This is a genomic window from Flavobacterium sp. (assembly GCF_044361015.1).
In the GTDB taxonomy this organism is placed as follows: domain Bacteria; phylum Bacteroidota; class Bacteroidia; order Flavobacteriales; family Flavobacteriaceae; genus Flavobacterium.
In genome coordinates this window covers 1-19053 of record NZ_JBIKJL010000046.1, presented here as the reverse complement: position 1 = coordinate 19053, position 19053 = coordinate 1, and the positions used below count along the sequence as shown (strand labels likewise).

Genomic DNA, 19053 nt, shown 5'->3' with positions numbered 1-19053 from the left:
GTTCAAAAGCCAATTTGGACACATTCACTTTATTTTCGGCATCTATCAGTTGACGAGACGCTTTGTTTAGTTCGAGCTGACTTTGTTTTTTGTATTGTTCGGTTTCCACTTCCGCTTTTTGGAATTCCACTTTTGATTTTTCCAGTTTACCGATGGATTTGTACCCATCAAATAAATCCCATGATAATTGGGCTCCTAACGTATAACCACTGGCTCCAAATTGCATGAATTGCGTATCGTAAATTTCATACGATCCGAAAGCATTTAATCGCGGTAAAAAACTCATTTTACCTGATTGCATCATGCTTTTATAGGCTTCCGACGATTTTTCCATCGCTACTAAATCCTTACGAGAGGCAGGCAAAAGTAAACTGACCGTTTGTGGCTGCATCTCATTCTCTAAGGTTTCTATCGGTTTATAAACACCTCCATTAGTATCTTCGTTTAAAAGAAACGCCAGATAATCCGAAGCATTTTGTATAGCACTTTTGGCATACTGCAATTGGTTGGCAATTTCACCAACGCGTACTTGCACCGAAAGCAAATCCGTTTTTTGTAACATACCTTGCTTAAAGTAATTTTCCACCAACTTTAAATTGGCTTGCGACGTTTGATTGGCTTTTTCTAAAACTCCAACCGCTTTGTATGCCATTTGTAGTTGCATAAACGACTTGCTCACTTCTAATTCCAAATACTCCTTTGTGCGTTCGGTTTGCAGTTGATACGCTTCCATTTTTGCTTTGGCAGCTTTGCGTTCAAAAATGCCATCGGCATTAATAATCGGTTGTAAAATTTCGAAACGGGTGGCATAATTTTGCGTTTGTTCCGGATTATTTAGCAAGTCCGGATTAAAATCGGAAGCCGTTAAGATTTCCTGATTTAATTTAGAACCAAAAGCTGTTAATGGATTAGTAGTTGTCAAAGCACTATTTGACGCAGTTATACTTGGCAAGAAAAGAGCATTGGACTGCCGGTAATCGGAACGAGCCGACTCAAATGATTTTTCAGCAATTTTTAATTGCAGATTTTGGTCCGATAGTTTTTGCACTAAATCTACTTTAGAAATCTGAATAGTATCTTGACTATACAAAGCCAATGAAAGTAAAAGACTTCCTGAAAAAATAATTGTTTTGATTCGTTTCATGTTATTGTATCTGAATTATGAGGCAAATTTAAATCGCAAAAAATGCTCAGGAAGTAACAAATGTTACAGTGTAACATAGGTCACAAAAAAACAAGCACTTCTTTTCAGAAATGCTTGTTCACTAACCAAAAAACTATCATCAAAACCTCCAGATGATGATATTACGATCGGGTGTTTATATTCGCCCTAATTAACGCACTGATTTATTATTAGCTCCTGCCAAAAAAAAGGAAATTATTGAAGCATGGATTGAAAAATACTGCCATTATTCCTTCTTTTTAGGAGATGTAACAAACATATTGAACAACAAACCTCCCATTAAACCTCCATACAAGGTACTGTTTAAAGGATTGGATGTAATGGCACAAGTGCCTGAATTACAACCTACAAAATGATAGTAGGTGTAGCCTGCTAGTAAGCCGACAATTAAGCCAACTGCCGTTAAAATCAGTGCTTTTTTATTCATTATTTTTGTCTTTAAACGATCTCTTATTTCTTTTCAAAAGTAATACTCCAAATGCCTCTCACTTCATTTTCGCCATAACCAACGGCCAAATCATTTGGATATAATTTGAGTATTTGTTTGGTAACCTCCGGTTTCACTTGTGTTCCATGGCATTGTAAACACATCGTATTGGTAGGAATTGGGTAATAAAACTGTACCTGATTACCTTTTTCAATCACAACCGGTTTCGATTCTCTTTTGGCAACCGCATCCGCTTTGAATTGAGCTATATAATTCAATTCTTCTGCATTTGCTTTGTTGTTGGGGTTTCTGTTTTTATCGGAAACTCGTTTGATTTTAGCATTATAGTAGGTTGACATGCTATCGGTTAAAGGAATTGCCTCTGCGTTACAAAATTCCATCGCATGCTTTGTTCCTTTGGATTGAATGGTACCCATCAGGTTTTTGCCTAAAACTGCTTTGGTGGCTAAGGCATATTCTAATCCGATTTCTTCGTAAGTTTTTGTTTTTTCAGCTACTCCTAATTTTTTACCACTTTGCAACCACTCCCCTTTTCCCTTTCTTCTTCCTTGACCATTTCCACTACTTTCCCAATGTTCTTTAAACCAAGAAGGCTCAACAATTTGGTAATCGAACATATAATTGGCAATTTTCTGCACTACACCTTCCGGAAAAACTTGTTTGGGCATGACGTTAAATCGGTCCACCGCACCATACATAATCGCATTTTCTGTTGTTGGGTTTTCTACAAATTGTGTGATGTGTGAAACAAATTCCTCCTTTGTAGCATTATTCATTAAGTAACGAGCTTTGATAGCAACCATGGGTGGAGCAATACGACCTTCGGTTTCAGAAGCTGTTGGACTGTGACAGATGTAGCAATGAGTTGCCATCAATTGTTGGGCTTCTTGAGCTTCTACTTCCGTCAAATCTTTTGGGATTTCAAGTAGTTCCACTTTTTTTTGACAAGACACTAAGCTTAGAACTACGACTATAAAAATACTACTTTTCATGACTTAACGATTTTATCTGTTTTAATTCACAACTACTTTTTGAGAAACATAAAACTTATTATCAAAAATAAACGTGATACTAATTACTTGATTTGATACTTTGTTGAGTTCAAAATTCATTGAGTTTTCACCTACCTCAGCATCCGTAATTTCGCCTTCTGATAGTATTTTTCCATCCATAGAAGTCACAAAATAATCAACAGTAGTCTCATACGCCATCGTGAAATTTAAACGAATCACCCCGTTTTTAGTTGGATTGGGTGAAACAGACATACTAAAAGGATTTTTTCCATTTACTGTAGGAACATCTAACGTAGGTGTATAAATTAATTTCACTTCATAAATGGTAGGATCTGCCGATGTAGTTGAAGTTTGATTATTTGAAAACGGATTAATGCTTGGACTTTGAATGCCACCGTATAAATGACCAATTACAAATTCGGTCGCTGTAATATCATTCAACTTAATCACTTTATTTGTATAATGCGGTAAACTGGCATTTGGAATAAATTCTGTTCCTGCCCCTTTATAATTTGGCATTTCTAAAGGAAATTTATGTTCTGTTAAAGTGCCATCAGCTATTCGAGTTACCCGACTGATTGTTTTGACAAAAGGTACATTATCATCTTGAATCAATGTGGTTCCATTATAGTAATACTGACTCATTCCGCCAAAAAATAAACTGTGCATTTTATTAGCTGTCGCATCATACAATCCCACTTTTCCATTGTGATAATTACTCAAATATTGGTTGAATTGGGTTTGAGGAAAATATCCGCTACTTTTTATATCGACCGGATATAAAAAAGGTAAATTGGCATTAATTTGAAACACACCTGAGGAAATGGTATACCCTTCTTCACCATTAGGAAAAACCTGCGGAACCAAATTATAATCGCGACGATGCAAATGAATGGCATCCGTCACCGCTGAATAATTGGCATAACTCAATTGCGTCCCAGAATTATCAATCGTGAATTTTTGAATTTTATTCAGGTAGGTTTGTGTAAATGTTGGGTTGTTCATCGGATTATATCTTCCCGTAAAAACATGACCCCCAATTAAATAAAATTCGCTACCTATTTTTCCTAATTGCCCGCCTGTATTTTGAAAAATAGGATTAGAGATTTGTTTAAAATACGAAGTTATCGGATTGCCGTTGATAATTGCATCCATCAAATTGGGTACATCGACGGATGTTAATTTATCAAAAGTAATATGGTCGTTTGCAGTAACTGAAAATGCGTAACCACCAATAATGAACAGTGTATTTTCAACTTGATAAAAATTCATATTGGTAGATTGTAGCTGTTCTTTTAAACCAACGGGTAAGGTATTTACAGAAGCGGACCAAGTTTGCTGTGTAGCAACATCCACCACATACATAGTGGTATTATTCAATGAACCCGGAAAAGCATTGAAGGGCTGACGAGCGTGAATTCCATCCAATCTTCCTCCAATTATTAACCATTTTCCATTGTGTTGCCCATAGACGTAGGAATGCAGTCCCGGTAAATTTGGAATGGTAATGGCATTCAATTGTACTTGATAATCAAAAGTTGGTTGGGAAAATGCCAAACCGGTAAAAACTAAAAAAATGAAACTATAAATGCTCTTCATATGTTCTGAGTGTTTTATTTAATGGGATAATTTGGATAAAACGTATGCTGTACTTTTTAAAACAACTATTGCTTCCAATTCATGATGTAAATGTAACACTTGCTTCTTTTTAATAAAGTAACTAATGTTACATAGCTACTTAAATAATCAAAGTCAATTATATTTTAAAATTTATGATTCGATTCGCCACTTTTCAAACCGGCAATTAACTAATTCCATTCTGCAACATCTAAAAGATTTTAGTTTTTGAGAAATTACCTCCTGATTTTTAACTTCTTCAAAAAATAAGATGCAATATGTAATTAAAACATGATTTAAATCATAGGGTAGCTTCATAAAATAAAACAATTTTGCACCATCAATTAACTGACTATGTTTTACTGGAAAAAATTAACAAATAAAGAACAGATTGAACGGGTGCAACTTGCTTTAAGCAAAAATGTAAATTTTGCAAAAGATACTACTTTAGGATATCCTGCTTCAAAATTAGACGGCAAGGTATTTTACACCGATGCTCCCTTTTTAAAAGATGCACCTGTATTAATGACCTTTGTAGCCAACCCCAATCATATTGGTTGTCACACCATCGGTAAATCGGAATCCGCCTTTGAAGGAACGCATGAAATTGAACGAGAGGCTTTGGATATTTTAGCTATAGCGGTTTTTGGTTCGAAAAAAAATAATTACGACGGTTATATAGCCACAGGAGGAACGGAAGCAAATATTCAAGCGATGTGGATGTACCGCAATTATTTCATGAATACTTTTGGTGCGGTTGCTTCAGAAATTGTTTTGGTAGCATCGGAGGACACGCATTATTCCATTGCCAAAGGATCGAATTTACTAATGCTCGACTGAATAAAGGTCCCTGTAAGTTTTGACGATCGAAAGATTAATACACTTGCGTTTGAAAATCAACTAACAGAAGCTCAAAAACAGGGCAAAAAGTATTTTATTGTTTTTTGTAATATGGGTACTACCATGTTTGGATCTGTAGATCATCCGGATGATTATATTTCCTTACTTGAGGAATACAGTTTAAATTATAAAATGCATGTGGATGCAGCTTATGGAGGTTTTGTCTATCCATTTTTGGTAGAAGAAAATCCACTAAGTTTTAGGAATCCCAGTATATCCTCTATCACTATTGATGCTCATAAAATGTTGCAAGCACCTTACGGAACAGGGATCTTTTTATGTAGAAAAGGTTTAATAGAAAATGCGTTAACCAAAGAAGCTGCTTATGTTGAATGAATGGACTTAACCCTTTCGGGAAGTCGCTCGGGAGCCAATGCGGTAGCTATTTGGATGATTCTTTCTACCTACGGTCCGAATGGCTGGTATGAAAAAGTAAAAGTTCTGCAAATGCGAACGGATTGGCTTTGCAAACAATTGGATGAATTGCAGATTTCCTATTTTAGAGAACCTGCCATGAATATTGTCACTATTAAAGCCAAACACATTCCGCCATCCTTGGCTCATACATTTGATTTAGTGCCTCAAAAGCACGATTCAGAAGCAAACCAGTGGTACAAAATTGTTTTAATGGAGCATGTGGAAGTAGAACATCTCACACAATTTTTAAATAACCTGAAAGAGGCATTACTACTTGCATGAAAAGTTAATTATCCAAAAGAAAAGACAGTTTTAAAAGCTTAGTTACTGCAAAAATTAATTTTAAATAATGTGCAAACAGGTTTGAACAATAGTAATTTTTGATAAAAATTTAAACTAAAAAATGACATAAAAAAAACCTGAATAAATCAGGTTTCTTTTATATTTCTAAAACAAAATTATGATTTAGCCTCTTCTTTTTTAGACGCACAACAAGCTTTTTTCTCACCTGTAGAACATTCTTTTTTATCAGCAGCCGCTTTTTCAGTTTTTGCTTTTTTCTTTTCTTTATTTTTTGGTTCTCCTGCCATAGCATCCATTGAGATGAAGAACGCTGCAACAGCCAATAATGAAACTAATTTTTTCATGGTATAAGGTTTTAAAGATTAACAGATTACTAATACAAATATATTATTTTAATTAAACAAACAACAAAAATAAATGTTAATTGATGAATTTTTTGAAAATGCATCAATAGTCACTTTGACACCACCCTATGAATTTTGCCTGTCCGTGTGATTAAGCTGCCGCCTTTTCATGAATGACTTGTAAAATTTGCTGCTTGGATAATACGCCCGATTGTCGCCACAATTGTTTGCCATTTTGAAAAAGCATCATCGTTGGTACTCCGCGAACTTGATAATCGGCAGCAAGTGCTTGGTTCTTATCCACATCTATTTTAATAATGGAAATGCGTTCGCCCAAACTGTCTTTCACTTCTTTTAAAATGGGAGCTAATGACTGACAAGGTCCGCACCAAGTGGCGAAAAAATCAACCAATACGGGTTTTTCTGAATCAATGATATCTTTGAACGTTTTCATTACTTTATATCTTTAGAATATTCTCTCCTACTGCCAACTCAAATAACCACCTTCTAAATCGATGACTTGCGTAAAACCTAAGGCAATCATTTTCTCCGCTGCTTTCTGACTTCTGGCACCACTTCTGCAGTACACATACACCGGTTGTTTTTTGTCTAGCTTCTGAATGTCCGATTCAAAAGATTCCCCATTCACATTAATGTTTATTGCATTTGAAATGGCTCCTTCCGAAAATTCTTCCGGCGTACGAACATCCACAATTTGAACATTACCTTTTGCAATGGCTTCTTTGTAAGTAGCTGTTGGTAGTACTTTTATTTTGGGATCCGACTGCGATTGGCACGAAAGTGTCAGTGCGGTAATTAGTAGTAATACAATTATTTTTTTCATTTTTTTGAGGTTCTAAGGTACTAAGGTACTAAGGTGCTAAGGTGCTATGCGGTGTCTAAGAAAACCTTAGAGCCTTAGTACCTCAGCACCTTAGCACCTCTACAAAGTACTCGGGCAAACATAGGCCGTCCGTTTGATTCCGGTGTTTTTTATAGCAGCATAACCGCCTTTTACGTCAATTACATTGTGATAGCCACGAGCTTTCAAAATGGAAGCGGCAATCATACTGCGGTAACCGCCCGCACAATGCACATAGAAATTTTCTTCTTTTGGAAATTCCGCCAAGTGTTCATTTAAAAAGTCCAATGGTGTTGAGGGCACATCTAAAACGTGTTCAGAGGCATATTCGCCCGGTTTACGAACATCAAACACCGGAACATTGTCCTTCATTTTTTGTTCCAACGCTGTTGCTTCCACGGTAGTAACCGTATCGTATTCGTAGCCTGCCTTTTTCCAAGCATCAAAGCCACCTTTTAAGTATCCAATGGTGTTGTCGTAACCCACACGAGCCAAACGTGTAATCGTTTCATTTTCTCTGCCTTCTTGGGTAACCAATAAAATGGGTTGTTTGTAATCTAATATTAAGGCACCAACCCACGGAGCAAATCCACCGTCTAAACCTATAAAAATAGATTTAGGAATATGTCCTTTGGCAAAATCATCTTGGTGACGCACATCTAAAATCAAAGCATCGGTGTCGTTTGCAATCAATTCAAAGGTTTTAGGATCGTAGGCCTGTGCTTCTTTGATAATATTTTCAACATTTTGATACCCTTCTTTATTCATTTTTACATTCATCGGAAAATAAGCCGGAGGTGGTAATAATCCGTTGGTTACCTCTTGCACAAATTCTTCTTTGGTCATGTTAGCACGTAACGCATAATTCGTTGCTTTTTGATCTCCTATCGTTCCAACAGTCTCCTTACTTAAATTCTTCCCACAAGCTGAACCTGCTCCATGTGCCGGATAAACAATTACCTCATCTGCCAGAGGCATTATTTTGGTTCGCAGACTGTCATACAACAAACCTGCTAATTGTTCCTGGGTCATGTGTGCTGCTTTTTGAGCCAAATCGGGTCGACCCACATCCCCTAAAAACAACGTGTCTCCACTAAAAATAGCGTAATCTTTACCGTTCTTATCTTTCAACAAATAGGTCGTGCTTTCCATGGTATGTCCCGGAGTATGCAAAGCGGTAATGGTTAGATCACCTAATTGAAAAACTTCGTCGTCTTTGGCAATATGAGCTTTAAAACTCGGACTCGCCGTTGGGCCAAAAATGATTGAAGCACCTGTTTTTTCAGCTAAGGTAACATGTCCACTCACAAAATCTGCATGGAAATGAGTTTCAAATATGTACTTAATTTGAGCATTATTTTGCTCAGCTTTATCTATGTAGGGTTGTACTTCACGCAAAGGATCAATAATTGCAACTTGACCTTGACTTTCAATATAATAAGCTCCTTGAGCTAAACAACCGGTATAAATTTGATCAATCTTCATAATATTATTTACTTGAATAGCAAATTTAATAAATTCTTTCTCACTCTTAAGTAACAAAGGTTACAAATAATAAATAATTCAATTAATTTTTATTAGCAATAAGTTAACAAATTATTTACATAAATATGTTTAAAAAAATTTCATAATTTTTTGTTTTTAACAAAATATTATTAATTTTACACTACTTATTGAGTATTTATAAATAATTAAAACCATTTTAAATGAAAAAAATTTTAGCACTATTTACTGTATTGCTTTTTCTTTTACTGGTTTATCTTTCATGGAATTGGTATAAAGAAACCGTTTTGTGTTGTGATGACCAAAAAGTTGTTAGCAGGGGAGTTTTGTCCTATGATTGTAATACAGACATTCCAATTACAACCGAGGGTTGGCCTCAAAAGAAAGAAGAGATTTTAACATCAATTGCCGAAGGTAGAAAACTTTTAGTGGTCGCCCCTTATTTTGACGGCGAAACGAAAGAGTTAGCTTTAGCTCGTGCAGGGAAAGTTAAAGAATTATTTCTAGACAAATTAACAGTAGAACAAATTGAAATTGGTACTTATGCTGCGGGTAATTGTCAAGAATCACAATCGGATGTCTTTCATAAATCATTATTTAAATGGGTTGTACGTAACGAAAATGTTGTAGAGCAACATGACAGAGTTTTGATTTATTTTGAATATAACAAGACTAAAGAAATTGATTCGGAAAATTTAACTAATTATTTAGCGAAACTCGCTGATGATTTGAAATTATCTGGAAAATCAATCAACATTGTTGGGCACACCGATAAAGATGGAGATACCCAATACAATTATAATCTTGGTTTGGAGCGAGCAGAACAAATCAAAAAATACTTAGTTAATAAAGGGCTTGAACCTGGCAAAATTACAACAGATTCGAAAGGAGAAACTCAACCAATTGCTGACGGATCTACTGAAGAAGGCAAACAATTAAACAGAAGAGCAGAAATAGAATTCAATTAATCAAAAATTTAAAAATTATATATTATGTTAAAATTAGCAATTAATACAACAGCTTGTGATGGTAGTAATGTATTTTGGTCATGGTTATTATGGCTTTTAGGAGCTTTCTTATTAGGTCTTTTATTAGGTTGGCTTCTAAAACAATTATTTGGTGGTGCTGCTGCTGTTGCTGAAACAAGCAATACTCCGGCACGATTTGCAGCCGATGATTCAGTAAAAGATGATCTTACGAAAGTAGAAGGCATTGGTCCTAAAATACAAGGTTTGTTAAATAACGATGGAATTTGGAGTTTTAATCAATTAGCCAATTCATCTACAAAAAGATTACAAAAAATATTAGAAGATGCGGGTCCTTCTTATACAATTCATAATCCAAGTACATGGTCGTCGCAAGCAAGACTTGCAGATGAGGGAAGTTGGGAGGAACTTGAAAATTGGCAAAAATATTTAAAAGGTGGCCTGTAACATATTTATTAATTCTGAAAATCCTGCGTAATTCATACGCAGGATTTTTTTTGTTAACTTCATTTATAATCGATTGTACTTCATTACTTCAATAATTCTAAACATTAAATTTAAAACAAAAAAAGTGCTTGAATCTTCTTACACTTTTTTTATTCCTATCTCTAATATATAGAATTTGTAGGCCAAACCAATTTGGAACACGTTATTTTTATAATCACCAGTTGCTTTAGTAACATCTGTTGTTCCTATGTCATAACGTAAACACAAATCAAATGTGTCAAAAAGTTCAACCCATGCACCTTCGCCTAAAGAAAAATCGGTAGTTTGTTGTTGTCTTTTGCATTATCTGCGCCATCATCAGCTCCTACTAAAAAACCGAATTGCGGATCTGCTACCACATAAAGAATTTTTAATATGTTTAATTTCGCCATAATTGACACATATATGTAATCTAATTTTACATCATCGCCATTGTCAAAAGCAGAACCTTGTTTAGAATAAACCAACTCCGGTTGAATAGACAAAAACACAATTTCAATCTCAGCTAATGTACTTACATGAAACCCTGATAAGGCCTTATTGTCATCTTGTCCGGATAATGTAGCACTGTTGTAACCTCCTTTTAATCCAAACTGAACAATTTGGGCTTGAACCGTTGAAAAAGAAAATAAACCAAACAATCCAAGAATCAATTTCTGAAAAGAGTATTCTTTTTACAGACAAAAGCACATTATTTATTGATATTGCAAATTATGTAGAATTTCATATTACAGAAAAATCAAATAAAGAAACAACAGCAGAAACTTTAAAGTGGGTACATATTGCAATTAGCAATGCCAAAAGAAATTTTCTAGGAAATTTTCATAAAATCAAAGAAAAATATTTACAATTATACCTAAATGAGTTTGTTTATAAGCTAAATAGACGGTATTTTGAAGAAAAATTATTCGACAGGCTAGTATAGCAACCATTATAGGGTTATGACTAATAACGGACAATCAGTAAGATTAAATCAAATGTAGTAAATAATAAATAAGCATAATAAAAAGTTGACTATTTTTTAAATAAAAAGTTTACAAACTTCAAGAAAAATTCACTTTGAAAACAACTTAATAAGCCTGAATACTCCCGCTTTTGCGTTTCAAGGCATAAATTAAATCATTAAAAATTAGCGTTGTTGACACTATATTATACATTTTATCGGATGCATTTCTTGGCAAATATTCATTCAAATAAGTTAACTCAAATTGGATAGTATCCGTAAACGAATAACCTAATCCTAACGTTAAACGATTTCGGTCAAAAAAACCTTCGCCGGTAGTAGAACCTTTAGTTTTAAAAACCAATTCCTCAGAAACAATTCCATATAACGATCCTTTTCCAATCTGCACATACGAAATTGGGTAAACTAATTTGATCATTTCCCGAAAACGATAAACGATATCTACAGTTCCTTCTGCATTTCCGAGTATTCTGTCTTCAATCCGCAATCTATTGGTAAGTACATAATCGGTTCTATTGATATAATAAATACCTTGAAAAGCAAATCGAACTTCGGGTGATTTTTTTTGAGAAATTTCAGGAACATCACGATTATAGAAAAAAGCCGCAAATCCTGATAATTTCCATTTTTTATTAACAAAATAATGAAGCCATAGACGAGCAGAAATTTGTGAATTTTTATAAAACGGATTGTTTTCCTCTTCTCCACTTGTAAATCCCTGAGAAAAATCAAATTCCGTTGCAGTAAGTTTTCCTATATTTCTATTAAACTGAAATTCATTGGTAAATTGATTTTCTGTTTGCGAAAACAAATTGAATGTATTAAAGAAGAATATAACAATAATACAAATTGTTTTAGCAAGAAAAATATATGAAAATTTATTAATCATTATGTTGATTCATTAAAAATCAATTAATTATCTTCTTTATTCCGTATAAATTAATTTCAATAATCGTTCGTCTCTTTCATAAATATCATCATAAAAATTAATTTCGCCATTTGCATTCACCCATGCCGTAAAATAACCTATGTAAACCGGTATTTTATTTTTTAAAGTATACCAATTTTCTTTCCCTGAATTCATTGCTGCATCTATTTTTTCCGTTGTCCAATTTGGATCATCTTTTAAAATGGTGAGGGCTAAATCTCTTGCTTTACCTACACGAATACAACCATGACTGAAAGCTCTCGTTTCTTTTTCAAATAAACTTTTAGCAGGTGTATCATGCAAATAGATATTATTGGAATTTGGAAAAATAAATTTAACTAAACCTAACGAATTATTTTTACCGGGTTTTTGTCGAATGTTACCATTATTCCACTCCATATTATGGGAAGCCAAATAATTTTTATTTTTGGCAATAGCCGGTTTAATTTCTTTTTTGATAATACTCGTTGGCACATTCCAATACGGACTAAAAACAATATAACTCATAGAACCACTGAAAATTACGGTTTTATTCATTGCCTTACCAACTATGACAGGCGATACTAATTCCTGTTTTCCATTTCTGACAAAAAATAATTTATAAGAGGGAATATTAACCACCACATATTCATTTGCTTTGACCATTTCAGGCGATAACCAACGACAACGTTCCATATTCACCAAAATCTTTTTAATCCGTTCAGTAATAGAAATGTTCAATAATTTTATCGTTGAAAGTTCTATTTTATCTGTTGGATTTTTACCATTCTGTTCTAGAAATTTTTGAATCGCTTCAACTAATTCATTGTCATATGTAGTGCTTTGATTATTTTGTTTGAGTTCGCCGGTTAAAAATAATCGGTCTCTGATTTGGCCAATTTGAAAAGCAGAATCACCTGGTTTAAAAACCTTGAAATCAGCATTAACTTCTACATTTACCCAACCCCCTTTTTTTTCTATTTCGCGATATTTTTGAAGAACATCGCGTAATTTGTAATATTGATTGAATAGTACTTTTTTCTGTTTACTAATATCGTCAGGATGAAGCATTATCGAATCCAACAAGCTGGTATAAGAAATTTGCTTACGAGGTAATAACCATTCCAATGATTTGGAAGTTTCTTCATCTATACCCTTTACCACTTTTTTAGCATAAAAAATATACAACGTGGTAATTAAGAGCTCAGAATCTGTTTGTGCTATCTTATTGTCAACAATCTCTTCAAAAACACTATCAATTAAACTTTCATAAGGAAAAACGGCAACGACTCCTTCTTTATCAAGTTCTTTAAATCTATTGTAAAGCGTATTACCAAGTTCAATAATTCCCTTATCATCATACCAAATCTGGTTATATTGATGTTTTTGATATAATTCAAAAACATCTTTTTCATACTGCTGAACTTTTGGATACGAATTAAAAAAAGATTTGATGGTTAAACTATCAATCGGAATATTGCTTTTCTGAAAAGTAATTTCACTTTTTTTAACAATTAACTCTTTCTTGTCTTTTGAGTTACAGGAAATTGTTGGCATTACTAAAACTGCAAATAAAAGTAACAAATATAAATTTCTCATTGTTATAATTTTTTGATAAAATTAGAATAATCTAAATTTCTATTGTAGTTTTTTCTTTGAAAAGATTACTATCAATAAAAAAACACAACGAAATAATTAATTCTTAAGCAATAAAAAACCAATTAATACTAAAAATAGTTGAATAATAAAAAGTAGTAATCCAAACACCAGTCCTCTTTTACCCGATTGCAACAATGCTGCAAAACTAACTGTAAGTCCAATTGCAATCATTGCGAATGTTAAAATTATTTTTCCAATTTCAGAAGCACCATCAATAACTGGTTTTGGTAAATTAAAAATAGATACGACAATAGTAATTGCGATAAAAGCCCATAAATACCAAGGCAATTTAAGGTGTTGTTTCCAATTTTTATCGGAATTACGTTGTGTGAGATAATTAAAGAAAATCAATCCCGGTGAAAGCAGAGCTACTCGTGCCAATTTTATGGCTAATGATTGTTCCCCAATTTCAGAAGTCATTGCATATCCGGCTCCCACTACATTGCCCACAGAATGTAACGTACCTCCAAGAATCAAGCTACTTTGCAACGTTGAAAAAGAAAAAGCAGTTAACAAAAGGGGTAAAACTAACATTCCAATCGTTCCGTATAAATTCACAACTGCCATTGCCACCCCAACATCTTCTTTATTTTTATTAATACTGGGCGCTAAAGCTGCGATGGCACTAGATCCACAAATTGCAGTCCCAAAACCCACTAACCATCCGACAGAACTCGGACAATTCATTTTTTTTGCTAAATAAACAGTAATAAGTAACAATGAAAAAACGACAAATCCTATAATGATAAAACTTTCCCAACCCAATTTTCCCATATGGGTATAATTGATGCCAAAAGCTAAAAAAACAATCGATAATTCAAGCATTTTAGATCCCATAAAAGCAATTCCGGGTTGAAAATAAAGTGGTATTTTAACTGTATTTCCTATTACAATTCCAAATAATAAACCCAGAAGAATGCTGTTTAAAAAAGAAAAAAAGTGTGTTGATATGAACACAACGATTGCTATTGCAATTGTAAATAAAATACCGGAAAAGTTAGTTTTTTGTATCATTTTTATGAAATACACAAAAGATAAAATGCTGTTCTGATTGCAAAGGCGTAATATGAATTATTTCACGGAAGTTAACCAATTCAAAATCACGTTCAAAAACGGCACTCATTTCTTTTTCATTATATTGTTTTATTTCAATCCCTGAACATTTTAACGGACCATTTTTTGAAAAGGTTCCAATAACCATTATTCCCTTTTCAGAAATACTGTCAGCTGCAACTTCAGCATATTTTTTTACATCGTTAGATTCAGTCAGAAAGTGAAAAACAGCACGGTCATGCCAAAAATAATATTTTTTGGAGGATTTAAATTCAGTAATATCTGATGCAATCCAATTTACATTTTTCGCTTTAGATTCTAAACGATTCTGTACTCTTTGCAAGGCCTTTTCTGAAATATCTAATACACTAATATCTGTGTAATTTTGCTTCAAAAGAAAATCAACAAAATGACTACCTCCACACCCAATATCAATAATCGCTTTATCGTTTGTAAAACCAAATTCTGATAGGATAGTTAAACTTACTTCCGGAACAGGCTGATACCAACTAACTTCTTCAAATTTTTTGGTTTCATAAATAGTTTCCCAATGTTGCTTTCGAGTTATTTCCATTTTATAAAACCAATTCTTTTAAAATAATATACACACCCATCACTAAAACAAACCATCCGAAACCTGTTTTCAATTTGGCTCCTTCCACCTTTTTGGCTAACGAGATTCCAATAAAAATACCAAGGATGGAAAGTGCTGTAAAAATGAGTAATAAATTCCAATCGATACTTTCGTCTCCTTTTAAGTCGCCTAAAAAGCCCAAAAGTGATTTAGCCGCGATGATAAAAAGTGAAGTCCCAACCGCTAATTTCATCGGCATTTTTGCTAACAAAACTAACGCAGGTATAATTAAAAAGCCACCACCTGCCCCTACCAATCCGGTTAAAACACCTACCAATGTACCTTCTACTAAAATCATCGGATAATTGTACTGCATTGGTACATGTTCATCGACTAAAATTTTAGAAGGCCGAATCATTGAAAAAGAAGCCAAAATCATCACTACGGCAAACAGAAGCATCAACGCAATGGGTTTTGTAAGTGTAAACGACTGAAACGTGAAGAAGGTTTCCGGTAAAAAAGGCACTAAATACGCCCTTGTTAAATAAACCGCCACAATAGAGGGAATACCGAAAATAATAGCAGTTTTAAAATCAACTTTTTTGAGTCGGGCACTTTGAACACCACCTACTAAGGCAGTTGACCCTACGATAAACAAGGAATAGGCTGTTGCCAAAACCGGTTCAACAGCCATAATATATACTAAAATAGGAACTGTTAGTATCGATCCACCACTGCCAATTAAGCCCAATGAAATCCCAACAAAAACAGCCAAAATATAACCCAGTAAATGCGTCAACTCCATATTTACATTTTAAACAAAAGTACTTCTTCCAATTGTTTTCAAAAGTAACTTTTGTTACACATACATTTACATAAAAAAAGAGTATTTTTGAAATAAGATTCTGATTGCATGCATATAGTAGCTTAAAATTTGCTGACAAACAGAACCTTTCATTAATTGATCATTTTATTTTCTGTTACTTATGAAGTTATATAAAATACTATTCCTCCTGTTATTTGGAACGTGCTTTTCGGGATTTGCTCAAAAAATTCCTAAAAAAAAAAGTAAAGATTCTATTCAAATTGATACCGTAAAAATTCTCTCCAGCGAAGACAACGAAAAAAACACCTACCGTGTTTTTAGTGAATTTACCGAAGCAGGACTGAACGAAAATTTAGATAAATACTCCAATAACTTTTTAATTCGGAAGCAGAATGAGCTTTTTAATGCGATTGATTTTGAAATTCAAAATGCCGAAAACACCATCAAAAAAGGGATTGACTACAAGGGATTTACCAAAGAATTAGAATATGAAATCGAAATAAAAAAAGTAGCTTTAGTTGGTCTTTTTGAAAATGACAGTAGGTATTTAACGTATCGAAACCTAACTGTTACGAGTCTGTTACTAAATGAAATTTCCAATCGAATCGAATCGCAATTGGTCAAAATAAACGGCAATAATAAGGCTCTTGGTGGCATACAAAATAAAATTGACTCCTTATTTACCAGCAAAGAATTGTATTTGTCTCCCGTGGATTCCGTATCAAAAATGATTTATTTTAATCGCTTTATGACGGTTGACAATAACTACAAATCCTTACACCTACGCCTAAAAAATGCATTAGACAGCATTCATAAACTGCAAATACTAGGCACTAAATTCAAATATAGTGTAGAATCAGATATCATTGAAGTAGAAAATTTAAGGAAAGCAGAAGTAAATGATCTGTTTTTCAAACATGAAAGCCTCTTTAAAAAAGGTTCAAATTCTCTCAACTTCAAATCCAATTTAGTGTATTCGTTTAAAAAAGAAACTTTGTTGGTTCTGTTCTATATTTTTAATCACGAACTGATTTTTGGTATGTTGCTATTGACAATCTTAGCAATTTGGTTGTACTTAAATGTACTCAAACGGAAATACATTAAATCGGAATTACTACAGAAATTCAAATATCCGGTGCAAATTCTTAGGTATCCCTTTGCCTCTACTTTAGTAGTAACCTTGACATTGTTTCAATTTTTTATGTCGCAGCCGCCTTTTATTATTTCAGGTATTTTATGGGCAATTATCGGTTTCGCTCTAATTTTCTTATTCAGAGAGACTACCACTGTTTACTACCAACGATTTTGGATCATCATGTATATTTTTACACTTGTAGCCATTTGTTTGCAAGCCATCATATTGAAATCAGCCATAGAATCATGGTTTATTTTGTTAGTAGGTATTGCTGCGATTGCCTTCGGTGTATACTCCTACATCCACAGACATAGATGGGACAGCAGTTTACTGCTTTGGATTATTGTTTTAATGATTGTACTGGAGTTCATCGCGATTGGTTTTCTGCTCTTTGGCAACTACAATGTCTCAAAAATGTTTATGACTTTAGGCATTTACAATATTTTAATAGCGGTGAGTTTACTCAGTACGTTTCATATAATTAATGATATGGCATTATTCTCCGGTTATATTAGTGACACAGAAGATGAGAAAAAAATAAGCTTTACCAGTATGCAATTGTACTCCATCAATAAAGGTTATACGGTTTTGTTTTTCATCGCATGGTTAGTATTGGTTAACCGCAACAGCTATTGGTACCAAACACTGTTGAAACCTTTTGAAGATAGCTATTCAAAAGAACGAAGCATTGGCGATTTCACCTTTACCTTTGAAAGTGTGACCATATTCTTTGCAGTCATTGTCATTGCAACATTTTTATCAAAAATAGTTTCGTTTTTGGCCTCTGATAAACAAAGAAACCACTCGAATGGCAAACCCAACAAAATTGGCAGTTGGTTGTTGCTCATCCGAATATTGATTATCACCATTGGTATCTTGATTGCTTTCACATCTGCCGGAATTCCGATGGATCGCTTTACGATTATCATTAGTGCCTTGGGTGTAGGTATCGGTTTTGGTTTGCAAACCTTAGTCAACAACCTGGTGAGTGGAGTAATTATTGCTTTTGAAAAGCCCGTAAATCTGGATGATATTGTAGAAGTAGGCGGACAAACCGGACAGATGAAATCCATTGGCATCCGCAGCAGCGTGGTCACCACCTATGACGGTGCAGAAGTTATTATTCCCAACGGTGATTTGCTGAGTCAGCATTTAACCAATTGGACGATGGGAAGTGCCAAACGACGCTACGAAATTAGTGTAGGTGTGGCGTATGGAACAGACTTAAAAATCGCTCAGCAAGTAATTTTGAAAGTGGTGCAAGCACATGTTTTGGTGCTCAAAAACCCCGAACCTATGGTTTGGTTTACCAATTTTAACGAAAGCTCGATTGGTATTGCCGTGAAGTATTGGGTACCTCATTTTAATTACGGCAACGATGTGAAAAGTGATTTAATTATGGGCATTGATGTAGCTTTGAAAGAAAACAACATCGTCATTCCTTTTCCACAGCAGGATTTACATATACATACAACCTCAAAAGGCTTAGAAGATATCGCAAAGGAAGATGAGTAACCAATTACTTCAGCAGTTCAATGGAAGCTCTGTGCAATCGGATGGTTCCTTCATTTTCCAATGCTTTGAGTAAGCGGGAGACCACCACACGGGAGGTATGTAAGTCATACGCTATTTCCTGATGGGTGGCATGAATTTCTTTGGAATGATTGATTTTTCCTTTGTCATGCAAGTAATGTACCAATCGCTCATCCATGTTCATAAACGCCAAATTGTCAATAGCGGAGAGCATTTCTTTTAAACGATTGTTGTAACTGTTAAATACGTAGTTCCGCCAACTTTTATACTTGCCCAACCACTCTTCCATTTTATGAACGGGTATCATAATCACGGTGCCTTTGGTTTCGGCAATGGCACG

Annotated in this window: 21 protein-coding genes and 1 pseudogene; 7 read left to right on the top strand and 15 right to left on the bottom strand. The window is 34.1% G+C overall.

What is annotated here, in order from left to right:
• The 4 genes from ACIQ2Z_RS10440 to ACIQ2Z_RS10425 all read right to left on the bottom strand — a co-directional run.
• Positions 1-1144, bottom strand: a 1144-nt coding sequence (locus ACIQ2Z_RS10440; RefSeq protein WP_396184085.1) for a TolC family protein, incomplete at its 3' end; no start/stop codon positions are given.
• A 265-nt stretch (positions 1145-1409) separates the two neighbouring features.
• Positions 1410-1610 (bottom strand): DUF6132 family protein, encoded by a 201-nt coding sequence (locus tag ACIQ2Z_RS10435; RefSeq protein WP_396184084.1) that lies wholly within the window; start codon positions 1608-1610, stop codon positions 1410-1412.
• Positions 1611-1633: 23 nt separating this feature from the next.
• Positions 1634-2623 carry a DUF3365 domain-containing protein gene (locus ACIQ2Z_RS10430; protein ID WP_396184083.1) on the bottom strand — a complete coding sequence of 330 codons (990 nt, stop codon included), beginning with the start codon at positions 2621-2623 and terminating at the stop codon, positions 1634-1636.
• Between the two features lie 21 nt (positions 2624-2644).
• Entirely contained in the window at positions 2645-4243 is a 1599-nt protein-coding gene (locus ACIQ2Z_RS10425) for a hypothetical protein (RefSeq protein ID WP_396184082.1), read from the bottom strand.
• A 372-nt stretch (positions 4244-4615) separates the two neighbouring features.
• On the opposite strand from ACIQ2Z_RS10425, the gene ACIQ2Z_RS10420 reads away from it, so the two are divergent.
• From ACIQ2Z_RS10420 to ACIQ2Z_RS10410, 3 genes are read left to right on the top strand one after another with little or no spacing between them, the layout of a single operon-like run.
• Positions 4616-5101, top strand: a complete 486-nt coding sequence (locus ACIQ2Z_RS10420; RefSeq protein WP_396184081.1) for a hypothetical protein — start codon at positions 4616-4618, stop codon at positions 5099-5101.
• On the top strand, positions 5102-5497 hold the full coding sequence (locus ACIQ2Z_RS10415) for a pyridoxal-dependent decarboxylase (RefSeq protein WP_396184086.1): 396 nt from the start codon (positions 5102-5104) through the stop codon (positions 5495-5497).
• A complete protein-coding gene (locus ACIQ2Z_RS10410; protein WP_396184080.1) occupies positions 5498-5860 on the top strand; it encodes a hypothetical protein in 363 nt (120 codons plus the stop codon).
• A gap of 176 nt (positions 5861-6036) precedes the next feature.
• On the opposite strand, the gene ACIQ2Z_RS10405 is transcribed toward ACIQ2Z_RS10410, so the two are convergent.
• The 4 genes from ACIQ2Z_RS10405 to ACIQ2Z_RS10390 form a co-directional block, all read right to left on the bottom strand.
• Positions 6037-6225, bottom strand: coding sequence for a hypothetical protein (locus ACIQ2Z_RS10405; RefSeq protein ID WP_396184078.1), 189 nt, complete (start codon positions 6223-6225; stop codon positions 6037-6039).
• 151 nt (positions 6226-6376) lie between these two features.
• Positions 6377-6679 carry a thioredoxin gene (gene trxA / locus ACIQ2Z_RS10400; RefSeq protein WP_396184077.1) on the bottom strand — a complete coding sequence of 101 codons (303 nt, stop codon included), beginning with the start codon at positions 6677-6679 and terminating at the stop codon, positions 6377-6379.
• Positions 6680-6706: 27 nt separating this feature from the next.
• On the bottom strand, positions 6707-7069 hold the full coding sequence (locus ACIQ2Z_RS10395) for a rhodanese-like domain-containing protein (protein WP_396184076.1): 363 nt from the start codon (positions 7067-7069) through the stop codon (positions 6707-6709).
• Between the two features lie 99 nt (positions 7070-7168).
• Positions 7169-8572 (bottom strand): rhodanese-like domain-containing protein, encoded by a 1404-nt coding sequence (locus tag ACIQ2Z_RS10390; RefSeq protein ID WP_396184075.1) that lies wholly within the window; start codon positions 8570-8572, stop codon positions 7169-7171.
• A 221-nt stretch (positions 8573-8793) separates the two neighbouring features.
• Between ACIQ2Z_RS10390 and ACIQ2Z_RS10385 the strand changes: the two genes are divergently transcribed.
• Positions 8794-9558, top strand: coding sequence for an OmpA family protein (locus ACIQ2Z_RS10385; protein WP_396184074.1), 765 nt, complete (start codon positions 8794-8796; stop codon positions 9556-9558).
• Between the two features lie 24 nt (positions 9559-9582).
• Complete coding sequence (locus tag ACIQ2Z_RS10380; RefSeq protein ID WP_396184073.1) at positions 9583-10023, top strand: hypothetical protein; 441 nt, start codon at positions 9583-9585, stop codon at positions 10021-10023.
• A 305-nt stretch (positions 10024-10328) separates the two neighbouring features.
• On the opposite strand, the gene ACIQ2Z_RS10375 is transcribed toward ACIQ2Z_RS10380, so the two are convergent.
• A complete protein-coding gene (locus ACIQ2Z_RS10375) occupies positions 10329-10703 on the bottom strand; it encodes an outer membrane beta-barrel protein (RefSeq protein ID WP_396184072.1) in 375 nt (124 codons plus the stop codon).
• Here ACIQ2Z_RS10375 and ACIQ2Z_RS10370 point away from each other — a divergent pair.
• A pseudogene (locus tag ACIQ2Z_RS10370) lies at positions 10688-10987 on the top strand (IS1595 family transposase); the annotation flags it as partial. The gene ACIQ2Z_RS10375 and the pseudogene ACIQ2Z_RS10370 overlap by 16 nt on opposite strands.
• A 145-nt stretch (positions 10988-11132) precedes the next feature.
• On the opposite strand, the gene ACIQ2Z_RS10365 reads toward ACIQ2Z_RS10370, so the two are convergent.
• The 5 genes from ACIQ2Z_RS10365 to ACIQ2Z_RS10345 all read right to left on the bottom strand — a co-directional run bounded on the left by ACIQ2Z_RS10365 (position 11133) and on the right by ACIQ2Z_RS10345 (position 16024).
• On the bottom strand, positions 11133-11915 hold the full coding sequence (locus ACIQ2Z_RS10365) for a DUF2490 domain-containing protein (RefSeq protein ID WP_396184071.1): 783 nt from the start codon (positions 11913-11915) through the stop codon (positions 11133-11135).
• A gap of 36 nt (positions 11916-11951) precedes the next feature.
• Complete coding sequence (locus ACIQ2Z_RS10360; protein WP_396184070.1) at positions 11952-13532, bottom strand: murein L,D-transpeptidase; 1581 nt, start codon at positions 13530-13532, stop codon at positions 11952-11954.
• 96 nt (positions 13533-13628) lie between these two features.
• Positions 13629-14606, bottom strand: a complete 978-nt coding sequence (locus tag ACIQ2Z_RS10355; protein WP_396184069.1) for a YeiH family protein — start codon at positions 14604-14606, stop codon at positions 13629-13631.
• Positions 14590-15219 (bottom strand): class I SAM-dependent methyltransferase, encoded by a 630-nt coding sequence (locus tag ACIQ2Z_RS10350; protein WP_396184068.1) that lies wholly within the window; start codon positions 15217-15219, stop codon positions 14590-14592. Before ACIQ2Z_RS10350 ends, ACIQ2Z_RS10355 begins: the two co-directional genes overlap by 17 nt.
• A gap of 1 nt (position 15220) precedes the next feature.
• Entirely contained in the window at positions 15221-16024 is an 804-nt protein-coding gene (locus tag ACIQ2Z_RS10345) for a sulfite exporter TauE/SafE family protein (protein ID WP_396184067.1), read from the bottom strand.
• A gap of 181 nt (positions 16025-16205) precedes the next feature.
• Between ACIQ2Z_RS10345 and ACIQ2Z_RS10340 the strand changes: the two genes are divergently transcribed.
• Positions 16206-18695, top strand: coding sequence for a mechanosensitive ion channel domain-containing protein (locus tag ACIQ2Z_RS10340; RefSeq protein WP_396184066.1), 2490 nt, complete (start codon positions 16206-16208; stop codon positions 18693-18695).
• A 4-nt stretch (positions 18696-18699) separates the two neighbouring features.
• Here the strand turns inward: ACIQ2Z_RS10340 and ACIQ2Z_RS10335 are convergent.
• A partial coding sequence (locus tag ACIQ2Z_RS10335; protein WP_396184065.1) for a Crp/Fnr family transcriptional regulator occupies positions 18700-19053 on the bottom strand: 354 nt, incomplete at its 5' end.

Coding starts and splice junctions, on each gene's coding strand:
- ACIQ2Z_RS10385 (WP_396184074.1), top strand. CDS start 8,794: ATGAAAAAAATTTTAGCACTATTTACTGTATTGCTTTTTCTTTTACTG.
- ACIQ2Z_RS10435 (WP_396184084.1), bottom strand. CDS start 1,610: ATGAATAAAAAAGCACTGATTTTAACGGCAGTTGGCTTAATTGTCGGC.
- ACIQ2Z_RS10405 (WP_396184078.1), bottom strand. CDS start 6,225: ATGAAAAAATTAGTTTCATTATTGGCTGTTGCAGCGTTCTTCATCTCA.
- ACIQ2Z_RS10340 (WP_396184066.1), top strand. CDS start 16,206: ATGAAGTTATATAAAATACTATTCCTCCTGTTATTTGGAACGTGCTTT.
- ACIQ2Z_RS10345 (WP_396184067.1), bottom strand. CDS start 16,024: ATGGAGTTGACGCATTTACTGGGTTATATTTTGGCTGTTTTTGTTGGG.
- ACIQ2Z_RS10395 (WP_396184076.1), bottom strand. CDS start 7,069: ATGAAAAAAATAATTGTATTACTACTAATTACCGCACTGACACTTTCG.
- ACIQ2Z_RS10410 (WP_396184080.1), top strand. CDS start 5,498: ATGGACTTAACCCTTTCGGGAAGTCGCTCGGGAGCCAATGCGGTAGCT.
- trxA (WP_396184077.1), bottom strand. CDS start 6,679: ATGAAAACGTTCAAAGATATCATTGATTCAGAAAAACCCGTATTGGTT.
- ACIQ2Z_RS10355 (WP_396184069.1), bottom strand. CDS start 14,606: ATGATACAAAAAACTAACTTTTCCGGTATTTTATTTACAATTGCAATA.
- ACIQ2Z_RS10430 (WP_396184083.1), bottom strand. CDS start 2,623: ATGAAAAGTAGTATTTTTATAGTCGTAGTTCTAAGCTTAGTGTCTTGT.
- ACIQ2Z_RS10420 (WP_396184081.1), top strand. CDS start 4,616: ATGTTTTACTGGAAAAAATTAACAAATAAAGAACAGATTGAACGGGTG.
- ACIQ2Z_RS10350 (WP_396184068.1), bottom strand. CDS start 15,219: ATGGAAATAACTCGAAAGCAACATTGGGAAACTATTTATGAAACCAAA.
- ACIQ2Z_RS10380 (WP_396184073.1), top strand. CDS start 9,583: ATGTTAAAATTAGCAATTAATACAACAGCTTGTGATGGTAGTAATGTA.
- ACIQ2Z_RS10365 (WP_396184071.1), bottom strand. CDS start 11,915: ATGATTAATAAATTTTCATATATTTTTCTTGCTAAAACAATTTGTATT.
- ACIQ2Z_RS10425 (WP_396184082.1), bottom strand. CDS start 4,243: ATGAAGAGCATTTATAGTTTCATTTTTTTAGTTTTTACCGGTTTGGCA.
- ACIQ2Z_RS10390 (WP_396184075.1), bottom strand. CDS start 8,572: ATGAAGATTGATCAAATTTATACCGGTTGTTTAGCTCAAGGAGCTTAT.
- ACIQ2Z_RS10360 (WP_396184070.1), bottom strand. CDS start 13,532: ATGAGAAATTTATATTTGTTACTTTTATTTGCAGTTTTAGTAATGCCA.